This window comes from Pseudoduganella sp. S-14 (genome assembly GCF_049913285.1).
Classification (GTDB): Bacteria; Pseudomonadota; Gammaproteobacteria; order Burkholderiales; family Burkholderiaceae_D; genus Rugamonas.
In genome coordinates, this window is record NZ_CP183991.1 from 3549357 (window position 1) to 3572916 (window position 23560).

Consider the following 23560-nt stretch of genomic DNA (forward strand, 5'->3'; position numbering starts at 1 on the left):
GGCCGCGATGGCACGCCTGGTGTATTCAATATTGTCGCGCGATAACCCGCTTCAATGGCGTTGCGGACCGAGTCGAAAGTGGCCTGTCCTTGCAGGCGGAAAGTTCCTTGCTCGATTCAATGAGGCAGCACGCTAGCGCCAAGACTTTTGCAGAAAGGCCGGTTTTCCGCGAAAGATATTTGAGCAATAATCAAAGAAATGAAGACTACCCTTGACGAAATGCAGGCATTTATTGCCATTGTGGCCACAGGATCGATCAGCGCCGCCGCTGAACGCCTGGGACTGACGGTTTCCGCAGCCAGCCGCACCCTGACCCGCCTCGAAGAGAAACTGGAAACCACGCTGGTCCGCCGCACCACGCGCCGCCTCGAGCTGACAGAGGAAGGCAAGGCTTTCCTCGAATGCGCCCGCACCATTGTCGCCAAGGTCGAGGAAACCGAAGAGAAGATGTCGCTGCGCCGCCAGGGCCCAGCCGGGCGGCTGCGCATCGATGCGTCGACGCCCTTCATGTTGCACGTCATCGTGCCGCTGGTGAACGGCTACCGCGAACGTTTCCCGCGCGTGGAGCTTGAGCTGAACAGCAATGAAGGCATCACCGACCTGATGGAAAAGCGTACCGACGTCGCCTTCCGCATTGGCCGCCTGCGCGATTCGACCCTGCACGCGACGCCGATCGGCACCGGCCGCCTGCGCGTCCTCGCCAGTCCCGCCTACCTGGAAAAGCACGGCCCTCCGGTCAACGTGGCAGACCTGGTCAACCACACGATCCTGGGCTTCAACCAGCCGGACACCCTGAACGACTGGCCGTTGGAGGACACCGACGGCCAGCCCGTGCACGTCACGCCGGACATCTACACCTCAAGCGGCGAAACCTTGCTGCACCTGGCGCTGCACGGGGCCGGCGTTGTCTGCCTGTCGGACTTCCTGAGCAATGCCGACCGCAAGTCCGGCCGCCTGGTACAAGTCCTGGTCGAAGAAACGTTGGAGGTTCGGCAACCGATCAATGCCGTCTACTACCGCAATACGGCACTGTCGGCGCGGATCGCGTCGTTTGTCGACTACATGAAGGAAAAACTGGGCGATCGCGCCTTCAGCGAGCCGGTATAATATCCACCCTTGCAACTGTAGGGTTATCTCAGAATGTCATTGCTTGATCACGAGCTCGAACTGCTGGCGCCAGCCAAGACCGCGGAAATTGGCCGCGAAGCCATCCTGCACGGCGCCGATGCCGTCTATATCGGCGGTCCCGCCTTTGGCGCTCGCCACAACGCCAGCAATCCGATCGAGGATATTTCCTCGCTGGTGGAATTCGCCCACCGCTACCGCTCGCGCATCTTCGTGACCATGAACACCATCATGCACGATTCGGAGCTTGACCTGGCACGCAAACAGATCTGGCAACTGTACGAGGCCGGCGTCGATGCGCTGATCATCCAGGATATGGGCCTGCTCGAACTGGACCTGCCGCCGATCCAGCTCCACGCTTCCACCCAGTGCGACATCCGCACGGTCGAAAAAGCCAAATTCCTGGGTGACGTAGGCTTCTCGCAGCTGGTGCTGGCGCGCGAACTGACGCTCGACAAGATCAAGCAGATTCGCGCCCAGGTCGATACCCCGCTTGAATACTTCGTCCACGGCGCGCTGTGCGTGGCCTTCTCCGGCCAGTGCTATATCTCGCACGCCGACACCGGCCGCAGCGCCAATCGCGGCGATTGCTCGCAGGCTTGCCGCCTGCCGTACACGCTGTCCGACAACCAGGGCCGCGTCGTCGCCTTTGAAAAGCACCTGCTGTCGATGAAGGACAACGACCAGAGCGCCAACCTGGAAGCGCTGGTCGATGCAGGCATCCGCTCCTTCAAGATCGAAGGCCGCTACAAGGACATGGGCTATGTGAAGAACATCACCGCCCACTACCGCCTGCTGCTCGATGAACTGCTGGAGCGCCGTCCCGAGTTCGCCCGCGCCGCCAGTGGCCGCACCCGCGTGCTGTTCACGCCGGACGTCGACAAGACTTTCCACCGCGGCCACACCGACTATTTCGCCAATGGCCGCCAGGACGATATCGGCGCCTTCGATTCGCCGAAATACGTCGGCGTAGAACTGGGCACCGTGGTGCGCATGGGCGGCGATCATATCGACGTCATCACCAATGCGCCGATGGCCAACGGCGACGGCTTGAATTACATGAACAAGCGCACTACGGTCGGCATCCAGGCCAACAAGGCTGAAAAGCTGGGCGATAGCGAAGACGGCCAGCGCTGGCGCGTTTTCCCGAACGAGCAAATGGCGGCCCTGCCAGGCTTGAAAGTCGGCACCGTGATCCACCGCAACCGCGACCACCAGTGGGAAGCGGCACTGCACAAGAAGTCTTCCGACCGCCATGTGGGCCTGCAACTGACACTGGCCGAGATGGACGGGGGACTGCGTCTCGCGATCATCGATGAAGACGGCATCGTCAGCACCACCGATGCGGCAATGGCGCTGCAGCCGGCGCAGAACGCCGAGCAGGCTGAAAGCGGCTTGCGCGCCAGCCTGGCGAAGCTGGGCAACACCATGTTCGTGGCCGACCACGTCGAGTTGAAATTGTCGCAGCCCTGGTTCGTGCCTTCATCGGCAATCAACGCCCTGCGCCGCGATGCGGTGGCCGCGCATGAAGCGGCGCGGCTGGCGGCCTGGCAGCGTCCGCAGCGCAAGGCGCCTGCCGAACCGCGCGCTGTCTATCCGGACACGCAACTGAGCTACCTCGCCAACGTCTATAACGAAAAAGCGCGCGCGTTCTATCACAAGCATGGCGTTGCGCTGATCGATGCGGCCTACGAGGCGCACGAGGAAGCGGGCGAAGTGCCGCTCATGATCACCAAGCATTGCCTGCGCTTTTCGTTCAACCTTTGCCCGAAACAGGCCAAGGGCGTGCAAGGGGTGCAGGGCCAGGTAAAAGCGGAACCGATGACGCTCGTCAGCGGCGACCACACCTATACGCTGCGCTTCGATTGCAAGCCTTGCGAGATGCACGTGGTAGGCGCGATGAAGCCGGGCATCCTGAACTCCCCTCCTCCATCGGCGGTGCCGTATAGCCCGCTGGTGTTCCACCGCAAGCGGCCGAACTAAGCCAGTAAGGCGCGCGCTTCTGCCAGCAAGCCCTCGGCGCAGGGCTTGCCGGTCTTCGATTCCCTCAACGAGACATGCCACAGGCCGATGACACCGGCCAGCTGGCTTTCGTCTTTCGCATGTTCGATGCGTCGTACCAGGTCGGCCGCCATCAGGCCGAGGTGCTTGCGCGCTGCGGCCACCATGAATTCGCGTGCCGCCGCCAGCGCTGCCGTACCGATGGCGGCAGGATGACTTGATGCCAGTGCCGGAGCTGAGCTGATTCCCACCAGTCCCTTGCGCAGCAGTGCCTCCACCGCTTCCAGCATTTCGTCTTCGCCCAGCCAGGTCTCGATTTCACCGAAGGCTTTCTGGCCGTCGATCAGGATCAGCACGGCGCGCTGGCGTGCCGAAAGCCCGGCGCTACGCTGCACAAATTCCACCCGGCCAGCCTCGGTCTTGCCAAATACCGTGCCGCGCAAGCGGATTCGATTTTCTGGAGTCAATTGCATGTTGACATGCTACGGGGCAAATGTGACAACTTCATTTCAGCCTTGTACATCTTCCGTGATATAAAGGCATCACCACCGACCCGCCCGCCACCCCATGCCGCTTCGCCTGCGTACGCTGACAGTCCTGCTGCTCGCTACTGGAGCGTATTACCTGCTGGCGCGGCTTGGACTGATGCTCGCCCTGGCGCAAAGCAATGCCAGCCCGATCTGGCCGCCATCGGGCTTCGCACTGGTGCTGCTGTTGCGCTTTGGACGGCAGTTGTGGCCGGCCATCCTCGCCGGAGCCTTCCTCGCCAACCTGGCAGTCTTCCACAACAACAATGCCGCGTCCTTGCCGGTGCTGCTGACGGTCTCGCTGACGATTGCCATCGGCAATACCTCAGAGGCACTGGTGGCCAACTGGCTGTCACAGAGGCTTGGCATCGCCGGCATGGCTCTGAATAACCAGCGTGAGGTATACAAGTTCGGCGCAGTGGCTGCTGTCGCCGCCCTTGCATCGGCGGCAGTTGGCGTGGTCTCGCTCGAACTGTCCGGCATCATCCCGCCGGCACTGACCTGGCAAGTCGCTGCCACCTGGTGGACCGGCGACTTCCTCGGAATGTTGCTGCTGGCGCCGCTGGCGATGGCGATTCCCACCCATCCAGCCTGGCCGCAATGGTCGCCAGGCCAATGGGCCTTCCTCGCTGCGCTGGCGATTGCCACGCTGGCTGTCTTCCTGAGCGATTCGCATCTCGCCGCAGCCCAGTTCCTGCCTTACTGCCTGCTGTTCTTCCTGGGCCTGGCGGCAGTGAAGCGCTGGCGTTCCATGGTGCGCATCGCGCTCGCCATCATTTCCGGCATCGCGATACCGGCCACGGTCATGGACCACGGGCCCTTTGTTTCCGGCGTCCTGCACCATTCGCTGCTCTCGCTCTCGACCTACCTCGCGATCAGCAGCATACTGGCCTGGGTCCTGGCCACGGAGGAGGAACCCGGGCTCGCGGAAAGCTACGTCTGGACCCCGATCCTGATCCTGTTGGCCTGCATGACGCTGACCGTAAGCGCCTGGGGCTGGATCACCTACGACACCGAATCCCGCACCAGCGAGCGGTTCCAGCGTGCCGCGGACAATGTGCGCGAAACCATACGCCTGCGCATGGAGGGCTACGAATCCCTGCTGCGTGCCGGCACGGCGCTGTTCGATGCCTCCTATAGCGTCGAGCGCGAAGAATGGCAGCAGTTCGTGACCGGACTGGAGCTGCCAAAGCAGTATCCGGGCGTGCTCGGCATGGGGTATGCGCGTTTTGCGCCAGCTGGCGCCGTTGCCGCGCTGAACAAGGAAATCAAGGTCTGGCCGGAAGGCGACCGCGACCTGCATGCAGCAATCGTCTACCTGGAGCCGCAATCGGAACGCAACAAGTTCGCGATCGGCTACGACATGATGTCCGAACCGACGCGCAGGGACGCCATGGTTGCGGCCATGCAAACGGGCAAAATGACTGCCAGCGGCCCCATTACGCTGGTGCAGGAGATCAAAGACCCCAAGCAGGTCGGCTTCCTGATGTTCAATCCGGTTTATAGAAAAGACAGCGCTGGACATCGCGAATTGCAGGGCTTTGTCTACAGTCCCTTCCGCATGGGCGACCTCATGCAAGGCATCTTTGGCAGCGACCTGCGTGAGGTGCGCCTCGACGTTTACTTCCAGGACACCAAGGGGCAACTGATGTACACGAGCACTGGCAGCAGCGTGGGACAGAGCTTCACCCGCCTTTCCAGCCTGCAGTACGTGCCGGCCGGCGACAACGGCCAGACCTGGGCCTTGAATGTGCGCCCGACCGCCCTGTTCGACGCCGCGGTCGACCAGGGCAAATCCTTCATGGTGCTGGTGATGGGCACGTTGATCAGCCTGCTCTTCTTCGGCGCCAGCCGCAACCTGGTGCATGAACGTATTGCCGCCCTGCGCGCCAAGGACCAGTCGGCAAGGCAGCTCGAGCAACAGACTGCCAGCCTGGAAGAATCGGAAGCGCGCTTCAAGCTGCTCACTTCCCACATCCGCAACCACGCCATCGTGCTGCTCGACCCGACCGGCACCATCACCACCTGGAATGATGGCGCCGAAAAGCTGTTTGGCTACAAGGCGGCGGAGATCGTCGGCCAGCCCCTGCAGGTCCTGTCGACCGAAAGCCATGCGATCACCAGCATGACCCTGGCCCTGGAACACGGCCAGTATGAAGCGACCGCGCTGCGCCGCCGGCGCGACGGCAGCACCTTCCTCGGCCTGAAACAGCTGTTCCCCGTGCGCGACGACCATGGGCACTGCATCGGCTACGCCATGATCATGCGCGATGTCACAGCCGAAAAGGCCACAGAGAAGGAACTGAACGACGCCAAGACCCAGGCCGAATCGGCCAGCGCCGCCAAGAGCGCCTTTGTCGCCAACGTCAGCCACGAATTGCGCACGCCGATGAATGCGGTGCTGGGCGTCAGCCAGATCCTGGCCCGCACGCCGCTCAATGCCGAGCAGCGCCAATATCTCGACATGGTCTCCGGTGCCGGCCGCTCCCTGCTTGCCTTGCTCAACGATGTGCTCGATTTCTCCAAGATCGAGGCCAACAAGCTGGAGCTGGTCGACGACGATTTCCTGGTCGAAGACGTGCTGTGCGCGCTGGCCGCCGTGATGGCCATGACCAGCGCCGACAAGGGCCTGGCCTTGTCCCTGTGCGTGGATGCGGACGTGCCTGTCTCGCTGCACGGCGATGTGCAGCGCATCCAGCAAGTGCTGCTCAACCTGGTCAGCAATGCCCTCAAATTCACCGACAGCGGCAGCGTCACCGTGCATGCCAGCCGCGATCCGGCCGAACCGGCCATGCTGCGCTGGGAAGTCAGCGATACCGGCATCGGCATCAACCCCGAGCAATTGCAACGCCTGTTCACTCCGTTCAGCCAGGCCGACGCCTCGATGGCGCGGCGCTATGGAGGGACTGGTTTAGGGCTCGCGATTTCCCAGCGCCTGGTGCAAATAATGGGCGGCAGGATTGACGTAGCGAGCACGCCGGGCCGCGGCACCACTTTCACGTTCGTGATGCCACTGCGCGAGGGCCACCTGCCCGACCCGTACGCTTTGACCGGGGCGAGGCGCAACTGGCGCGTACTCTACGCCGATCCCAGGCCGAACTTGCACGACGACGTGGTCCAGTTGGCGGCGCGCTGGGGCTGGCGTTGCGACACAGTTGATTCCGCGGCCGGGATCGGCGCCGCCCTGGCGCGCGCCAATTACGATTTGCTGATCTATGACAGCAGCTTCGCCAGCGCCGCGCGCGCAAGCGAAGTGCCGCAACGTATCTGCGTGCGCAGCGGCGCGCAGGATACGACGGGCGGCCCGCGGCCCGACCCCGAGTTGTTGCGCCCCCTGACCCGTTCCGCCCTGTTCTATGCCCTGAGTCCCCAACCCGACAGGGGAGGCGCCAAACAGGGCGCCTTCAGCAGCGGCAGCAAAGTGCTCACAGGACAATCCATCCTGCTGGCCGAGGATAATGCGCTGAACCAGCTGGTCGCGCGCAGCATGCTGGAAGCGGTCGGCGCCAGCGTCCATATCGCCGAGAACGGGGCGCAGGCTGTCGATTTCCTGCGCCATGGCGAGCAGCCGGTGGACCTGGTCCTGATGGACGTGCAAATGCCGGTGATGGACGGCTTCAGCGCCACCCAGGCCATCCGCAAGGAACTGGGCCTGGACTTGCCCGTACTTGCCATGAGTGCCGGCGTCACCCTCGGCGAACGCGCCGAATGCGATGCCGCCGGCATGAATGGCTTCGTTGCCAAGCCAGTTGATGGAGATGATCTAATTGCAACGATTTTGCAATTTATTCATGTCAAAGCCCGCAATTGAAATCTAGGGAAATGACACAAACGCTATAATTCACCGGCAGTCATTAAATTTTTGGAAATAAATGAAAAAGCTTTTCATCGGGGCTACTTTTGCTGCCCTGTCGATGCCGGCGCTTGCCGACACCTTCAGCGTGATTGAAAACCAGCCGTTATCCGAACTTTGGGTAAATCCGGGCTTCTACTCCTATCACTTCCAGCGCGACAAAGGCTTTGACGATACCAATCCCGGCTTCGGGGCTGAATACCGCTTTTCCACTGTTGCCTCAGTGACTGCGGGGCGCTTTCACAACAGCGACCGCCAGATGTCGAATTACGCCGGCGTGTATTACCAGCCCTGGGCCATCGGCCCGGTGCGCCTTGGCGCCGTGATCGGCGGCTTCAATGGCTATCCCAAAATGCGCGATGGCGGATGGTTCCTCGCGGCAATTCCAGTGATCAGCGTGGAATACCAACGCGTTGGCGTTAATTTTGCTATCGTACCTACATATAAGGAACGGTTGCATGGCGCTCTTTCCGTGCAGCTCAAGTTCAAACTGATGTGATTCAAATGAACAAGCGCACATCCATTGAGCACTTGCAGTCCAGCTCGCTAGAGGAACTACAGCGGCTGGCTGGATTTGTGTGTGGAAAACCGGTGCCGGCCGAGGCACTGGAGGATGAGCAGCGCTTGTTCAGCCATTTGCCGGATGACCATTCTCCCGACCAGCATGCCGCGCTGGCCGATATCGCCAACTGCCTGCGCACCCAGCAAAGCCTGCGCCAGGGGCTGGCCCGGGCCAGGGGTTTCCTGGCCGGGTTCGCCGAGCACGCACCGGCCCCGCTCTGGATCAAGGATGCGGCCGGCAACTACGTGATGGGAAGCGGCCTCGAGCAGCAGGACGGCGCGCCTGAGAATCCGGACGTCACCAAGACCATGGAGACAACCGGCGATGGCAAGCGCCACTGGCTGGTGCACAAATTCCCCATCCATGTGAATGGCGAATCGTTTACCGGCGGCTCCGCGATCGACGTCACCAACGAGGTGGAAAAAGAACGCGCCCTGATCCGCCATGACAATTTTTATGTGCTGCTGTCGCGCATGAGCGCCCTGATCCCCCGCTCGCGCACGCTGGAGCAGCTTTGCCTTGATGCCTGCCGCCTGGCAGCGCACCAGCCCAGCCTTGATTGCGCCGCCATCAGCCGCCGCGCCGAAGATGGCACGCTCTACCTGTTTGCCTCGGCCAGCCGCGAAGGCCAGGAGCGCCACTGGAGCGCCGGCGAAACGCCGCCGCATTGGCTGGCGGCGGAACTGGCGGCCCATGTGCTGGCCACCGGCCGTGTGCAATCAGGCTCGCGCAAAGGCCACGAAATCGCGTCCTGCATGGCGGTGCCGCTGTTCGTCAACAACCAGCCCTGGGGCGTGGCGACCTTCTACTCGCGCCGCGAACAGCATTTCGACGCTTTCTACCGTGAGCGTGCCGGTGAGTTGAGCAACGAACTGAGCTACGGGATCGAGCGCCTGGTCAATGCCCAGGAAATGCATCGCCTGGCGCGCACCAATGTGCTGTCCGGGCTGCCAAGCCGGCTGCAGTTCGAGGAAGAGATTGCCGCCCTTGCCGCTTCCGATGCACGCGGCACGGTCCTGCTGATCAACATCAACCGTTTCGACGAAATCAGTTCGGCCTACGGCAACGCCGCCGCCGTCGGCCTGATGCGCCATATCGCCCAGCGCCTGCGCTCGGTGGTCGCGGAAAGCATGCTGCTGGCCCACGTCGGCGTCGGCCGCTTCGCAGTCTTCCTGCCCGCGCACGGGACCCAGACTGCCGCGGAATTCATCCACGAGACGGCGGTGCCGACGCTGCAAGGCGCCTACCAGGTCAAGGAACACAAGATCTGGTGCACCATCAACGCCGGCGCCGCCGCCCTGCCGGACGATGGCACCACGGCCGACGAGCTGCTGGTCAAGGCCTGGGACGCGCTCGCCGCGGCGCGCGACCTGGACCTGCGTTTCGGCCAATATGACCGCGCCGCCGACCGCGTGGTGGCGCGCCAGATCAGCCTTGAAGTGGAATTGCGTGAGGCGCTGGAACGCCAGGAGTTCGTCAATTTCTACCAGCCGAAAATCGACCTGCGCACCGGCAAGCTGACCGGCGCCGAAGCGCTGGTGCGCTGGCGCCATCCCCTGCGCGGCCTGGTACCGCCGTCGGAATTCGTGCCGGAGCTGGAGCGCACCGGCCTGGTGATCGCCGTTGGCCGCCAGGTCATGCAGCGCGCCATGCAGGACTGGCGGACCTGGCACGATGCCGGGCTGAAGCCCCCGCAAATTGCCGTCAACGTGGCGCCGGCCCAGTTCCGTTGCGATTCCCTGTTCAGCGACATCGAACATGCCCTGCACATGGCCGGCGCCGACAAGCAGCCGCTGTCGATCGAGATTACCGAAAGCTCGCTGGTCTCGGACCATGATCGCGTTGTCGAAATCCTCAATAAGGTGCGCGCGCTGGATGTGCCGGTGGCCATCGACGATTTCGGCACCGGCTATTCCTCGCTGTCCTATCTGGTCAGCCTGCCGGTGGACGTGATGAAGATCGACCGTTCCTTTGTCACCCGCATGTCGCTCGATGCGGGCTATATGGGCCTGGTCAGCACGGTGGTATCGCTGGCGCACAACCTTGACCTCAAGGTCGTGGCCGAGGGGATCGAGACCGAAGAAGAAGCCAAGCTGCTCAAGCTGCTGCGTTGCGAACAGGGACAGGGCTACCTGTATGGCCACCCTGTCCCGGCCGACGAATTCGCGGCCTTGCTCGAACCGGCCTAGTGCTTCGATGCGGTGCGCGCCGTCGCCACCTGGTCGAGGATGTGCTTGGGCACCGCCGCGTAGTGCTGGAACTCCATGGTGTAGGTCGCCCGTCCCTGCGTCAGCGAGCGCAGCGAAGTGGAATAGCCGAACATCTCCGCCAGCGGTACCAGCGCGCGGATCTGCTTGCCGCCGCCACCGGGGATTTCGTCCATGCCCTGCACCATGCCGCGCCGCGTGGTCAGGTCGCCCATCACGTTGCCCATGAATTCCTCGGGTGTCTCCACCTCGACGTGCATCATGGGCTCCAGCAGCTGCGCGTCGGCCTTGCGCATGCCTTCCTTGAAGGCCATCGAACCGGCCATGCGGAAGGCGTTCTCGTTCGAGTCCACGTCGTGGTAGGAGCCGAAGGTCAGCGTGGCGCGCACGTCGACCACCGGATAGCCAGCCAGTACGCCGGTATTGAGCGTCTCGCGGATGCCCTTCTCCACTGCCGGAATGAACTCGCGCGGCACCACGCCACCCTTGATGGCGTCCACGAACTCGAACCCCTTGCCCGCTTCCATCGGTTCCAGCTTCAGCACAACGTGGCCGTACTGGCCCTTGCCGCCTGATTGCTTGATGAACTTGCCCTCGATATCGCTGACCGCCTTGGTCACGGTTTCGCGATAGGCCACCTGCGGCTTGCCTACCGTGGTTTCGACGCTGAATTCGCGGCGCATGCGGTCCACCAGGATTTCCAGGTGCAGCTCGCCCATGCCGGACATGATGGTCTGGCCCGATTCCTCGTCGGTATGCACGCGGAACGACGGGTCTTCCTGCGCCAGGCGGTTCAGGGCAATCGCCATCTTTTCCTGGTCGGCCTTGGTCTTTGGCTCCACCGCCTGTGAAATCACAGGCTCGGGGAAGACCATTTTTTCCAGGATGATTACCTTGTCCGGATTGCTCAGCGTGTCCCCGGTAGTCACGTTCTTCAAGCCCACGGCAGCGGCGATGTCGCCCGCGAACACTTCCTTGATCTCCTTGCGTTCGTTGGCGTGCATCTGCAGGATGCGGCCCAGGCGCTCTTTCTGCCCCTTGGTCGGGTTGTACACGGTATCGCCCGAATTCACGATCCCCGAATACACGCGGAAGAAGGTCAGCTGGCCGACGAACGGGTCGGTCATGATCTTGAAGGCGAGCGCGGAGAACGGCTCGTCGTCCGATGGATGGCGTTCGATCTCGTTGTCATCCTCGTCGTGACCCGCGATGGCCGGCACGTCGACCGGCGACGGCAGGTACTCGATCACCGCATCCAGCATCGCCTGCACGCCGCGGTTCTTGAAGGCGCTGCCCGCCAGCATCGGCACGATTTCGTTGCGGATCGTGCGTTGGCGCAGCGCGGTCTTGATCTCGTCTTCGCTCAGGGTCTCGCCATTCAGGTATTTCTCCGTCAGCTCGGGCGTCGCCTCGGCGGCAGCTTCGATCATATGGTCGTGCCACTGCTGCGCCAGCTCTTTCAAGTTGGCGGGAATGTCCTCGTAGGTGAACTTGACGCCCAGCGTCTCGTCGTCCCACATGATGGCGCGCATCTTGACCAGGTCGACCACGCCGTGGAAATTCTCCTCGGCGCCGATCGGGATCTGGATCGGCACGGCAGTGCCTTTCAGGCGGTCCTTGATCTGTTGCTGCACGCGGAAGAAGTCCGCGCCGACACGGTCCATCTTGTTGACAAAGGCAAGGCGCGGCACCTTGTACTTGTTGGCCTGGCGCCAGACGGTTTCCGATTGCGGCTGCACGCCGCCGACCGAGTCATATACCATGACCGCGCCATCGAGCACGCGCATCGAGCGTTCGACTTCGATCGTGAAGTCGACGTGGCCCGGCGTGTCGATGATATTGATGCGGTGCTCGGGGAAATTGCCGCCCATGCCTTTCCAGAAGGCGGTGGTCGCTGCCGAAGTGATGGTGATGCCGCGTTCCTGCTCCTGCTCCATCCAGTCCATGGTCGCGGCGCCGTTGTGCACCTCACCCAGCTTGTGGTTGACCCCGGTGTAGAAAAGGATGCGCTCCGTCGTCGTGGTCTTGCCAGCGTCGATATGGGCACTGATGCCAATGTTGCGGTAACGCTCGATAGGTGTCTTGCGGCTCATCACAATCTCCTTGAACGATGCCTTGCGGGCATCTTCGATTCTATCAGTAACAGGAGTGCGAAGATTGGGCGGCTCAACAAGAAATCAAGGGAGCGGTTTCGCTTTAATCATCGCACTCGCACGCACAAAATTTCCGGCACCAAGATGGTGCAGGGTGTGCAGATCAGCGTTGTCGTCACGGAACGACCAGTGCCCGCCGGAAAAGATTCTTTCATCGGCAGCCGCCGCCGCCACTTCCGCGAAGCAGGTGTCGTAAGCGTCTTCGGCATGACGCTCGGGGATCAGGCGGCACTCCAGCCAGGCCACGCAGCCGGTGGCGAGCAGCGGCGCGCCGGTGGCCGCGCCAGGCTGGGAATCGAGCCTGAAGCGGGCGAACTTGTCGCCCTCGCGGCCGCTCGATGTGCCGACGGCATACGCCAGGTCGGCCGCGGCGGCGCCGGGGATGCAGACCGCGAACACGCCGCTGGCGGCGATCAGCTCGCGGCTGAAGGTATGCTTGTCGATCACGACGGCAATGCGGGGCGGCGTGAATTCGACCGGCATCGACCAGGCAGCGGCCATGATGTTGCGGCGGCCCTCATGGGCGCTGGTGACGAGTACGGTCGGGCCGTGGTTGAGCAGGCGGCTGGCATGGTTCAGGGCAACCGGCTTGAAGTGTTCAAATTGCTGAGTCATCCCCCATTCTAGCGCCGAAGCGCACTTCCGGCAGGCCGACCGCATCGGTCACCGGCATGCCAAACACGCCGCCGGCATAGCGTTCGCTTTCCAGCAAGTCCACCAGGGCACTGGTCACGAACAACTGGTCCAGTCCGGGGCCGCCAAAGCAGGGGCAGGTCGGCTGGCTGACCGGCACCGCCACCGCGCGCTCGATGCTGCCATCGGGACGGTAACGCACGATCCGGCCGGCGCCCCATTCGGCATTCCAGAGGAAGCCGTCGGCATCGATCGCAGAGCCATCAGGCTCGCCGCAGCCGGGCGGCAAATGGGCGAAGATGCGTTCGCCCGCCACTTCATCGCCATAATCGCAGCAGCGGATCATGCCGCTCAGGGAGTCGCAGAAATACATGGTGGCGCCATCCGGGCTGAAGCAGATGCTGTTGGCAATCGCGACCGGCGCCAGCGGCAGCGTTTCCAGGTGCAGACTATGGCCGAGACGGTAAAAGCGCCCGATTGGCGCCCTGCCGATCGCTTCATTCATGGTGCCGAACACGAAGCGGCCCTGGCGGTCGCAACGGCCGTCGTTGAGCCGCGTGCCGGGGACGTCGCTTTCCACCTCCACGATGGTCATCACCTCGCCGGCGGCAAAGTCGAACCAGGCCAGCCGGCTTTCCAGCCCGAGCAGCAAACGCCCTTCCGACGCGGCCAGTGCAAACGAGGCCAGGCGTTCCGGCATCTCCCAGTGCTGCGTCTCCCCGCTTGCCGGCCGGTGCCGCCACAGGCGGCGCCCCAGGATATCGGTCCACAGCAGCGATTGCGTACGCTCGCACCAGACAATGCATTCGCCCAGGGCATTCTGGGCATCGACGATCAGCTCCACAATCACCTCCACCTGTCGATGACATAGCGCGTGCTTGCGCTGTAGGGGACGCCTGGGCCGCAGAACGCATCAGGGAAGCCGGGCTGGTTGGGCGCGTCGGGGAAATGCTGCGGCTCCAGGCACAGTCCGGCATGGCGCGTGAAGTCGCGCCCCTTGCCCCCCAGCGCGCCATCGAGGTAATTCCCGCTGTAGAACTGCAAGCCAGGGCAATCGGTGTAAATCTCCATCTGGCGCCCGGACGCCGGGTCGGCCAGGCAGGCCTGCGGGCCGGATCCTCCCGCCAGCACGAAATTGTGGTCATAGCCGCGCGCCAGGGCCAGTTGTGCATCCGCCTCTGCCAATGCGCTGCCGATCCGGCGTTTCCGCCGAAAGTCGAACGGGGTGTTCTCCACTTCCCTCACCTGCCCGGTCGGCAGCAGGCCTGCACCGACCGGCAGGTAGTGGGCCGCGTCCAGCCACAGTTCGTGCCCGAGGATATCGCCCTCGCCAGCCAGGTTGAAGTAACTGTGCTGGCTGATGCTTACCGGCGTCGGCTGGTCGGAGACGGCCTGGCAGCTGCAGCGCAGCTCCCCGCTTGTCGTCAGTTCGTAGGTGATCATGACCAGCAGGTTGCCCGGATAGCCTTCTTCGCCGTCGCGGCTGAGGCGGCACAGGCTGATGCGCGCCGCGTCATTGTCCGCGCTCGCATGGCCCTGCCAGCTTTGCTTGTGAAAGCCCCGCCGGCCGCCATGCAGGTGATTCTCGCCCTCGTTCTGCGTCAGTTGCACCACGCGGCCATCGCGTGCATAGCGGCCGCCCGCTATGCGATTGGCGAAGCGCCCGACCACGGCCCCGAAATAAGCCGTGTCGCGTTCGTATTCGAGCATGGTATCGAAACCGAGCACAAAGTCGAGCGGTGGACGATGCCGCGCCAGCACGCGCCAGCTACGGATGATGCACCCGTAATCCAGGACCGACAGCAGCATGCCCCGTCCGTTATCGAGCGTGAATTCCATGACCGGCTCGCCGTTGGCAAGCTCTCCGAACAAGCGGCTTTCGACACAGGGCTTCATCGGGCGCGCCAGGCGGCAATCAGCTCGCGCGCCCGCGACTCCAGCTCGGGCAAGGCAATGCCCGGCTCATACAAGCGGCCGCCGATGCCGAAACCGTCGGCGCCGGCGCGCACCCATTCATGCAGGTTGCCTGCGCTGACGCCGCCGACCGGCCACACCCTTGCCGACGGCGGCAGGATGGTCTTGACACTACGCAGCCCGCTCGGGCCGAGCGTCTCGGCGGGAAACCACTTGACCGCATCCGCGCCCGCCGCCAGCGCCGCCAGTGCTTCGGTCGGCGTGGCAACGCCCGGCAGGGTCAGCATGCCCAGGTCGCGCGCGCGCCGCATCACCGCCGGGTCGAAATTCGGCGCGACCATGATGCGGCCGCCGGCCGCGTGGACTGCGTCCACGTCGGCGACGCTGGTCATCGTGCCGCCGCCAACCAGGCCATCGTTTGGCTTCATGCCGTCCAGCAGGCGGATGCATTCCAGGGCGCCCGGGCGGTTCAGCGGCACTTCCAGGATCCGGAAACCGCTGTAGAACAGTGCCGCCGCGACTGCCGGCGCTTCCGCAGCGCTCAGTCCGCGAAGAATCGCCACCAGCGGCGGCTGGTACTCGTCGATTGCGCTCATCAGATTGCCTCCATGAAGCGAGCCAGGGCCGCGCAATAAGCTTGGTCCGGGTCAATCAACTCGGTCGCGTAGCCGAGCATTTGCGCGACTTCGCGGTACGGCGCAGTCAGCTCGGGCGAGGCGATCAGGTGCAGCACAGGCATGCTGCCGGCCGCAGCGGGCGCCTCTTCGCGCCGCGCCGCGAACTCGGTGCCGATCAACAGGCCGCTGACATAGGAACGCGTTTCGCCTGCGTTCGACTCGCCCGCCACGACGCGGGCCCGCGCTTCAAACAGAGTATGGCTCAGGGCTTCGGCGCTTTGCGCACGGTTGGCGCCGGCGCGCAAGGCATTGGCGTCCGCATGGCCCTCGGCCATCAGTGCTGCCAGGGTTCCCGATGAGCGCAAGGACGCATACAATTCGCCGGTGATGAAGGTGGTCAGGCGCGCAATCTTGCCATCGGAAACTTCCACCCATTTGCTGTGCGTGCCCGGCAGCACGTAGCAGCCATCGCCATGCTTGAGGAAATGGGCGCCGAGCAACTGGGTTTCTTCGCCGCGCATGACATCGATGCTGCCGTGCTCGCGATAGCAGTAGCCCGGCACGATGAAGCAGCCTGCGGCGCCGCCGACCGGCACCAGGGTCTCGGGCAGGCGCGCCAGCGGCACGCTGCTATCGAGGTAAGCCACTTCCTGCCAGCCCTGCGCGCTGCCCACCATGCCCGACATGACGACCGGCACCAGCGCGTCGAGCTCGAGCAGTTGACGCAGCGCGTGCAATGACTCGGCAAAATGGCCCTGTGCCGCCAGGGCGCCCTGCGCGTCCTCGTGCTTGCGCAGGCAACGCCCTTCCGCGCCGATGACATAGGCGCGCCGGTTGCTCGTGCCCCAGTCAATGCCCAGCAAGCAGGCTGGCGCTACCATTCGGCCACGCTGCCATCGGCGTGCCGCCACAGCGGATTGCGCCAGTCGGGCGCTGCGCGGCTGGCCTCGATGACCCGTTCTTCATTGATCTCGACGCCAAGGCCCGGCAGGAGCAAGGGGGCGATGTACCCGCCCTCCATGCGGAAGTCGCCGGCATTGTGTACGTAGTCGAGCAGCTCCGCGCCCCTGTTGTAGTGGATGCCCATGCTCTGCTCCTGGAGCACGGCGTTGTACGAGACAAAGTCCACCTGCAGGCAGGCCGCCAGCGCTACCGGGCCCAGCGGGCAGTGTGGCGCCAGCGTGACATCGTAGGCTTCCGCCATGGCGGCGATGCGCAGGCATTCGCTGATGCCGCCCGCGTGCGACAGGTCCGGCTGCAGGATCGCCAGTCCGCCCTGCTCCAGCACGCGCTTGAATTCGAAACGCGAGAACATGCGCTCGCCGGCCGCCAGCGGAATGCTGGTCATGTCGGACAGGCGGCGGTAATACTCCGACTGCTCGGCCAGCACTGGCTCTTCGACAAACAAGGGGCGGTACGGCTCCAGCGCGCGCAGCAGTGGCTTGGCCATCGGCCAGGCTACCCGGCCGTGAAAATCGATGCCGAACTCGATGTCGTAGCCGAAGGCGGAACGGATGCCGGCAATGCGCTCGACGGCTGCGTCCACCGCCGTGGCGCAGTCGAGCATGGCCATTTCCTCGGTACCGTTCATCTTGAAGGTATTCAGGCCGATATCGCGCAAGGTCTGGATGCCCGCCACCACGTCGGCCGGCCGGTCGCCGCCGACCCAGCTGTAGATCTTCATGCGTTCGCGTACCTTGCCGCCCAGGAGCTGGTACACCGGCACGCCCAGCGCCTTGCCCTTGATGTCCCACAAGGCCTGGTCGATGCCGGCAATGGCACTCATGAACACGGCACCGCCGCGATAGAAGCCGCCGCGGTACATGGTTTGCCACAGGTCGCTGATCTGCGCCGGATCGCGCCCGATCAGCAGTTCGCCCAGTTCGTGCACCGCCGCTTCCACGGTGCGCGCACGGCCCTCGATCACCGGTTCGCCCCAGCCGCTGATGCCCTCATCGGTGTCGATCTTGAGGAACATCCAGCGTGGCGGCACGCGGTAAGTGCTGAGTTGCGTGATCTTCATGGTCAGGAAACCTTCGGAGCGACCCGGCTGCGATGGCGCGCTACCTGCTCTGCTGCGCGCTTGCCGGCCAGGAAAGCGTGGTCGGAATTGTAGTATTCCCATTCGCTGTAACGGCCGGCCAGCAGGATGTCATGCTGCGCCAGCCATTCGCGCACGGTGGCGACGTTGCGCGCGCGCTGGTGGTCGTACACGACATAGGCCACCGGCATGTCGACCTGGTTCGCCACCAGGACCTGGTCGTCCGCGCGCATGAAGCCGACCTTGATCGCATCGGCAATGCAGCGCTCGATCAGGGCATCGCCCTCGAGCGGCAGCGGCTTCCATGGCGAATAGGAGATCTCGCAGGTAAAGCCGAAACCGCCCGGTGCATTGCATTCGGGACTGGCGTTGCCTTGCACGAAAATGCGGTGGAAGATGCTGTCCTCGGGGTAGTAAATCCAATGCTTGTCGCTGACGTCGCTGCGCGCGAGGCCGATATTCACGCAGCGGATCGAGATATGGCGCAGGCCGCGCGCCGCTTCGCGCACTTGCGGCGGCGCTGCTTCGCCAATCAGCTTGACCAGTTCCGGCAGCGGCATGGTGCTGACCAGGTCGCCGTATGTGAAGCGCCGGCCATCTGCCAGCATGACGACGTGCTCCGCAGGCAGCACCTGTGCCACTTCCGCATTGACTTCGATCTTGCCGCGAATCAGCGGCAGGAAGCCATTCATCAGCGCCTGGAAACCGCCGCGGCGCGGATAGCCGAAGCGGGCGTTCGGCCCCATCGGGCGCGGCACCGGGCGCAAGGCGCCTTCGATGATCTCCGACAGGTCCGGCAAGGGTACGCGCCCGCCAAGCCAGGAAGTTTCCATTTCGCTCAATGGCACCGTCCACAACTTGCGGTTATACGGGATCGCGAAGTGTTGCGCGATGCCCTTGCCCCACACCTTGTAAATGAAGTCCTCGAAGCTTTCGGTCTGGGCCGCGCGCGCTTCCGGGCTGGCCTTGGCCGCCTCGGCACTGCCGTCGGCGCAGCAGTCCTCCACTTCCATGCTGGAGCAAGCCAGGCTGCTGCCGGAGTCGCCATAACGGGCCTCGATGGCGCCCACGATGCACTCCTTGATCACCTCCGGCGGCAGGCCATACAGCGCTCCCTGGAAGGGATAGCGGGTGTACACGCCCTTGCTGCGGACCCAGGCTTCGCGCATCTGCCAATGCTGGTTATCGCCCAGCAGCTTGTCGTACAGTTCGAGCACGTAAGGATCGTTGGAAAACATGATGTGGCCGGCGTGGTCGAACGTGAAGCCGTTCTGCTCGATGGAGCGGCACCAGCCGCCGACCGTCTCGTTGCGTTCCAGCAGCAGGTTGTCGGCCCCCACGTGGTAGGCCGTGGACAAGCCGGTCGGCCCGCCGCCGATCACGATGCTGCCGAACGACTGGCCGCTGGCCGAGCCGCGCAGCGGGTTGACCTTGGCCGCCGCGCTGGCGCCGACCAGCTTGGGCGTGCCCCCCGTGCCGGCCAGGCGCGCGGCCTTGCCGCCCGGCGGTGTCTGGCCGATCAGTTCGCGCATGCGGTCGGCTGTCGCATCCCACGACGTGCGCGCCACCACCGCCCGCATGGCCGCTGCCATCGCTGCCGTCTGCGCCGGCGTTTGGGCCAGCGCCGCCTCGCAATGGCAAATGAACCCGTTGTGCTCATGGCCGACGGCCACGATGTCCCCATACGGCTGTTCCACGTCGCGGATGGCAGTGCTGACGATGGGCAGTTCCGCCGCCATGTACTCAAGCACCTTGGTCGGGCTGATGAAACGCGTTGCTTCGTTCAGCGCAAACGGCAGCAGGCAGACATCCCAGCCCGCCAGGAACTGCGGCAGGGCCTTGTAGGATTGCTGTCCCAGGTAGTGCACGTTCTGGCGCTGCGGCAAGCTGGCCGGATCGATCTTGACCACCGGGCCTACCAGGACGACCTGCCATTCCGGATGCGCATCGGCGATGTCGGCAATCAGCTCGGCATCGAAGCGTTCGTCGATCACGCCGAAAAAGCCCAGGCGCGGCCGCGCAATTGCCGTGTGCAGCGGATGGCCATTGCTGCGGTCGAGCGCCTGCTCGAAATGCACCGCGTCCACGCTGCTGGGAAAGCAATGCGCATTGTCATGGCGCGAACGTTTGGCTTCGTACAGGCTGGGCCCGCCGGTAAACACCAGGTCGGCAATGTTCAGCAAGGCCGTTTCACGCTGCAGCAGCTGCTTGGGCGGGTTCTTGAAGGCGCTCAGTTCGTCCATGCAGTCATAGATGACCAGCGACGGATGCAGGGCTTGCAGCAACGGCAGGGCCATCGGGGTGTAGAACCAGACCAGCACTTCCTCGCCCTCGGGCGCCAGGGCTGCCACCAGCGGCTGCAGCAGCGGGATCTGGTCGTCGTGGAAACCATGGGCCTGCACTGGCGTATGCGGCTGGCATACCGTCAGGTTCGGCGCCGGGTGCGACATGACCATGCGCGCCTCCCCTTCCTCATACACCGGCTCCTCGACGAACACCACCTTGTAATACTTGGCCAGGCGGGTGAGCAGGTGCTGCGGACGCTGGAACACGAAATCCCAGCGCAGGTGGCAGAAAACAATTAACGTTTGCATGGCGCTCTCCTTGGTTTCACACAGGCTGTCGGTCAGCCGGATCGATTGCTGCAGCGCGGCGGCATACGGCGCGACGAGCACGCGGGCCAGCGGATCGGGGCCGTTGCGGTCCAGGTCCCACAGCCCGCTGTGGTGCCAGTGCTCGGCGTTTTCCCAGTCGGGCCGGTCGACGGCCGGATACAGGCAAATGCCGCAGACCTCGGCGCCGCGTTCGCGCGCGATCATGCTTTGCTCCGCCATTTCCCTGATCCAGGTACCGCGGCCGCTGCCGACGTGGCTGGTCTCCGCCAGCAACACCGGCCGGCCGTAGCGCTGGTGCAGTTCGAGCAAGATGTCGGACAGGGGCCGGCGCCGTGGGTCGTCCAGGTGCCACCACAGCCGCATATTGGTGCCGCTTTCCCACTGGTTGCTGTGGTAGTAGTTGCCGCCCACCAGGTCCAGGTAGCGTGGATGGCCGCCCAGCTCCGGTTCGACGCGGCCGCACAGCATGTCCAGCGCCTCGTATTGCGAGGCGGTCCAGCCGGCAGCCTGCGCAGCCCAGTCGGGACGATCCTTGGGCGCGATGACGTGGATCAGCGGGTCGCACTGGAAAAAGCGCGCCCCCGGCGTGATCTCGCGAATGGCGTCGATGGCGGCGATGGAAGCGCGCACCAGCTGGCGCTTGCCCAGTTCACCGGCCCGCTCGTGGTACATGTTCAGACAGCGGAACATATGCACCGACAGGCCCCAGGCGGTGAAGGACAGTTCGTTCATCGGCGAGTACACGGGCTCTTCGCCCAGCCAGGGCGCGAGGAAGCGCGCGCTGGCCTGGCAAAAGCGCACGAAGCGCGGCACGAAGTCGTCGCTGTAGATGTCGACGTCTTCCGGCCAGCCGTAGTGGCAGAAGGTCCAGCAGCTTTGCAGCCCCAGCTCGCGTGCGGCTTCCAGGCGCGGCAGCAGCGGCGAGAAATCGAACTGCCCGCCGCGCTCGACCAGCCGCCAGCCGATCGATTCGCGCACCGTGCGGATGCCGAATTGGGCCAGCAGTTCATAGTCGGCACGGGCGCGCTGCAGATGGCCGGTGACCCGGTTCATGTCCTGCGGCTGGCCAGCATGGTTGACGTGGTCGGCGCCCTCATAGCCGGCCTGCCAGAAAGTGGCGAAGGGATGGCAGGCGGGAGTCGTCACGGCGCACCTATTGCACGTTGCGCGTCGCCGCGCTGATCAGCTCGAGGGGAATCTTGGGCGTGCGGTCGGCGTTCAGCAAGCCGTTCGTTTCCTGGAACGTGTCGGCGAACTGGGTGTAGCAAAAGCCACTGAACATCATGGTTTCGTTGACCACCTTCAGCAAGGAACGGTAGTGCTCGAGGAAGGCCTCGGCGGTATTCTGGCGCGAATAGCCCCAGGTGTGGTGGGCGGGCGCGTTCGGATCGAACGCAATGCCGCCGAACTCGGTCAGCACGATCGGCTGGCCGCGGTGCGGGAAGCCGTCCAGCGTGAGGATGCGGCCCCCCGGGCGCCGCTGGTCGAACAGGGTGCGCACCGGATCGGCCACTTCATAGCGCTGGCGCACGCGCTCCGGGTCGGGATCGTAATCGTGGATGCCGAGGATGTCGGTGGCCGAAGCCTCCCAGCCGTCATTGCCGATCACGGGCCGGGTCTGGTCCAGCATGCGCGTCAGGTGGTATAGCGCCTCGACCGCATTGCGGTGCGACTGCATGGCGGTCAGGTTGGGCACGCCCCAGGATTCGTTGAACGGCACCCAGACGATCAGGCTAGGGTGGCTGTAGTCGCGTTCAATCGCCTCGCTCCATTCATGCAGCAGGCGCGTCATGGCGCGCGCGGAAAAGGCGTAGGCCGACGGCATCTCTTCCCAGACCAGCAAGCCAAGGCGGTCGGCCCAGTACAGGTAGCGCGGGTCCTCGATTTTCTGGTGCTTGCGCACGCCGTTGAAGCCCATCGCCTTCGCCAGCTCGACATCGCGCCGCAAATCCTCGTCGGAGGGCGCGGTCATCAGGCTTTGCAGCCAATAGCCCTGGTCGAGCACCAGGCGCAGATGGTAGGGCCGGCCGTTCAGCATGAAGCGGTCGCGGTTGATCGACACCGAGCGCATGGCGGTATAGGAGCGCACGCGGTCCAGTACCTGGCCATCGCGGTACAGGGTCAGCTCGGCGTCCAGCAAGGTGGGCCGCTCGGGGCTCCACAGGATTTCGTTGCGCGAATCGTCGATGCCCGGGTCCGACAAGGCGATCTTGCGGTTGGCCTCCTGCCCTACCATCAGATAGCTGTCCGCGGCCAATAGCTTGCCGCCGTGCCAGACCTTGACCTCGACTGCCAGGCCGGGCGCGGCATCGCCGCCGGCCAGCACTTCGCAGCCCAGTTCATAGCCATCGAAGATCGGTGTCCAGCGCAGCCTGCGGATATAAGTGGCCCCGACGTTTTCCAGCCATACGGTTTGCCAGATGCCGGTGGTGCGCGGGTACCAGATCGAGTGCGGTTCGAGCTGCCAGTCCTGCTTGCCGCGCGGCTTGTTCAGGTCGGCAGGATCGTCTTCCACGAACAGCACCAGGGTCTGTTCGCCCTCGACCAGTTCGTCGGTAATGTCGGCCGTGAAGGAAGTGTGCCCGCCTTCGTGCTCGGCCACCATGTGGTTGTTGATCCACACGCGCGCCTGGTAGTCGACGGCACCGAAATGCAGCAGCGTGCGGGCGCCGCGCTGTTCGACCTTGAAACGGCAGCGGTACCAGCAAGCGTTATGGAAACCGGTGTCGCCGATGCCGCTCAGTTCCGACTCCGGTGCAAACGGCACATGGATGCGGCGCGACCAGGGGATATCGTCCGAAGGCAGGCAATACCTGTGTTCGTCGTCGAACTCGAACTCCCACTCGCCATTGAGCGACTGCCACTGATCGCGCACCAGTTGCGGCCGCGGATATTCGAATTGCCCCATTGTCTGCCCCGCCCATCGTTGTTATTCGATGGGCCATCGTAGCAGCGCGATTGCCACAGTGCGCTTACGATACGGGCCGGAAAAATTTCCTCCGGCTTCGCATAGCGCCTTTAGATACTGTCGGTATGCAAAATGCCGCGCCAGGCGGTTAGTGTGGTGAACCGCCCAGCACGCGCGCCGGCAGCATGACGATGGCGCGCAGCAGTTCGAACACCGCTTCGACACCGATGCCAAGCAAGCGGAACGGCAGCAACAGCAGCCAGACGATGGGATACAGGACCAGGGCCAGCAAGGCCAATGGCCAGCACAGGAACAGCAACAACAGCCATAAGATGAAGCCGAACATTCCAGCACCTCCGATTGAACTTGAGGCAACTGTAAAACGGACGTCCGGCCCGGACAAC

General features: G+C 64.0%; 16 protein-coding genes. 5 read left to right on the top strand and 11 right to left on the bottom strand.

Annotated features, from left to right (window positions below; all coding sequences use genetic code 11):
- Nucleotides 1–198 precede the first annotated feature (198 nt).
- Nucleotides 199–1107, top strand: coding sequence for a LysR substrate-binding domain-containing protein (locus ACN9MZ_RS16170; protein ID WP_426338004.1), 909 nt, complete (start codon nucleotides 199–201; stop codon nucleotides 1105–1107).
- A 33-nt stretch (nucleotides 1108–1140) separates the two neighbouring features.
- Entirely contained in the window at nucleotides 1141–3108 is a 1968-nt protein-coding gene (locus tag ACN9MZ_RS16175) for a peptidase U32 family protein (protein ID WP_426338005.1), read from the top strand.
- On the opposite strand, the gene ACN9MZ_RS16180 is transcribed toward ACN9MZ_RS16175, so the two are convergent.
- The gene (locus tag ACN9MZ_RS16180; protein ID WP_426338006.1) at nucleotides 3105–3599 is read right to left on the bottom strand and encodes a hypothetical protein; all 495 of its coding nucleotides are present in this window, start codon (nucleotides 3597–3599) and stop codon (nucleotides 3105–3107) included. The two genes, ACN9MZ_RS16175 and ACN9MZ_RS16180, sit on opposite strands and share 4 nt — an antisense overlap.
- Before the next feature lie 94 nt (nucleotides 3600–3693).
- Here ACN9MZ_RS16180 and ACN9MZ_RS16185 point away from each other — a divergent pair, with 94 nt between their 5' ends.
- The 3 genes from ACN9MZ_RS16185 (at nucleotide 3694) to ACN9MZ_RS16195 (ending at nucleotide 10257) form a co-directional block, all read left to right on the top strand.
- The gene (locus ACN9MZ_RS16185) at nucleotides 3694–7464 is read left to right on the top strand and encodes a CHASE domain-containing protein (protein WP_426338007.1); all 3771 of its coding nucleotides are present in this window, start codon (nucleotides 3694–3696) and stop codon (nucleotides 7462–7464) included.
- Between the two features lie 61 nt (nucleotides 7465–7525).
- Nucleotides 7526–8005, top strand: coding sequence for a hypothetical protein (locus ACN9MZ_RS16190; protein WP_426338008.1), 480 nt, complete (start codon nucleotides 7526–7528; stop codon nucleotides 8003–8005).
- Nucleotides 8006–8010: 5 nt separating this feature from the next.
- Nucleotides 8011–10257, top strand: coding sequence for a putative bifunctional diguanylate cyclase/phosphodiesterase (locus ACN9MZ_RS16195; RefSeq protein ID WP_426338009.1), 2247 nt, complete (start codon nucleotides 8011–8013; stop codon nucleotides 10255–10257).
- On the opposite strand, the gene fusA is transcribed toward ACN9MZ_RS16195, so the two are convergent.
- From fusA to ACN9MZ_RS16245, 10 genes are all read right to left on the bottom strand, one after another.
- Nucleotides 10254–12368, bottom strand: coding sequence for an elongation factor G (fusA, locus tag ACN9MZ_RS16200; protein ID WP_426338010.1), 2115 nt, complete (start codon nucleotides 12366–12368; stop codon nucleotides 10254–10256). The two genes, ACN9MZ_RS16195 and fusA, sit on opposite strands and share 4 nt — an antisense overlap.
- An 84-nt stretch (nucleotides 12369–12452) precedes the next feature.
- Nucleotides 12453–13043: a flavin reductase family protein gene (locus ACN9MZ_RS16205; RefSeq protein WP_426338011.1), complete on the bottom strand. Its 591-nt coding sequence runs from the start codon at nucleotides 13041–13043 to the stop codon at nucleotides 12453–12455.
- Nucleotides 13027–13905 carry an SMP-30/gluconolactonase/LRE family protein gene (locus ACN9MZ_RS16210; protein WP_426338012.1) on the bottom strand — a complete coding sequence of 293 codons (879 nt, stop codon included), beginning with the start codon at nucleotides 13903–13905 and terminating at the stop codon, nucleotides 13027–13029. Before ACN9MZ_RS16210 ends, ACN9MZ_RS16205 begins: the two co-directional genes overlap by 17 nt.
- 2 nt (nucleotides 13906–13907) lie before the next feature.
- On the bottom strand, nucleotides 13908–14957 hold the full coding sequence (locus ACN9MZ_RS16215; protein WP_426338013.1) for an aldose epimerase family protein: 1050 nt from the start codon (nucleotides 14955–14957) through the stop codon (nucleotides 13908–13910).
- Nucleotides 14954–15571: a 2-dehydro-3-deoxy-6-phosphogalactonate aldolase gene (locus tag ACN9MZ_RS16220; RefSeq protein ID WP_426338014.1), complete on the bottom strand. Its 618-nt coding sequence runs from the start codon at nucleotides 15569–15571 to the stop codon at nucleotides 14954–14956. Before ACN9MZ_RS16220 ends, ACN9MZ_RS16215 begins: the two co-directional genes overlap by 4 nt.
- The gene (locus ACN9MZ_RS16225; RefSeq protein WP_426338015.1) at nucleotides 15571–16473 is read right to left on the bottom strand and encodes a 2-dehydro-3-deoxygalactonokinase; all 903 of its coding nucleotides are present in this window, start codon (nucleotides 16471–16473) and stop codon (nucleotides 15571–15573) included. The genes ACN9MZ_RS16220 and ACN9MZ_RS16225 overlap by 1 nt, the downstream gene beginning before the upstream one ends.
- The gene (gene dgoD / locus ACN9MZ_RS16230) at nucleotides 16467–17615 is read right to left on the bottom strand and encodes a galactonate dehydratase (protein WP_426338016.1); all 1149 of its coding nucleotides are present in this window, start codon (nucleotides 17613–17615) and stop codon (nucleotides 16467–16469) included. Before dgoD ends, ACN9MZ_RS16225 begins: the two co-directional genes overlap by 7 nt.
- Nucleotides 17616–17617: 2 nt before the next feature.
- On the bottom strand, nucleotides 17618–20227 hold the full coding sequence (locus tag ACN9MZ_RS16235) for an NAD(P)-binding protein (protein ID WP_426342914.1): 2610 nt from the start codon (nucleotides 20225–20227) through the stop codon (nucleotides 17618–17620).
- A gap of 1174 nt (nucleotides 20228–21401) precedes the next feature.
- Entirely contained in the window at nucleotides 21402–23156 is a 1755-nt protein-coding gene (locus ACN9MZ_RS16240) for a glycoside hydrolase family 2 protein (protein WP_426338017.1), read from the bottom strand.
- A 148-nt stretch (nucleotides 23157–23304) separates the two neighbouring features.
- The gene (locus ACN9MZ_RS16245; RefSeq protein ID WP_426338018.1) at nucleotides 23305–23502 is read right to left on the bottom strand and encodes a hypothetical protein; all 198 of its coding nucleotides are present in this window, start codon (nucleotides 23500–23502) and stop codon (nucleotides 23305–23307) included.
- Nucleotides 23503–23560: the final 58 nt, after the last annotated feature.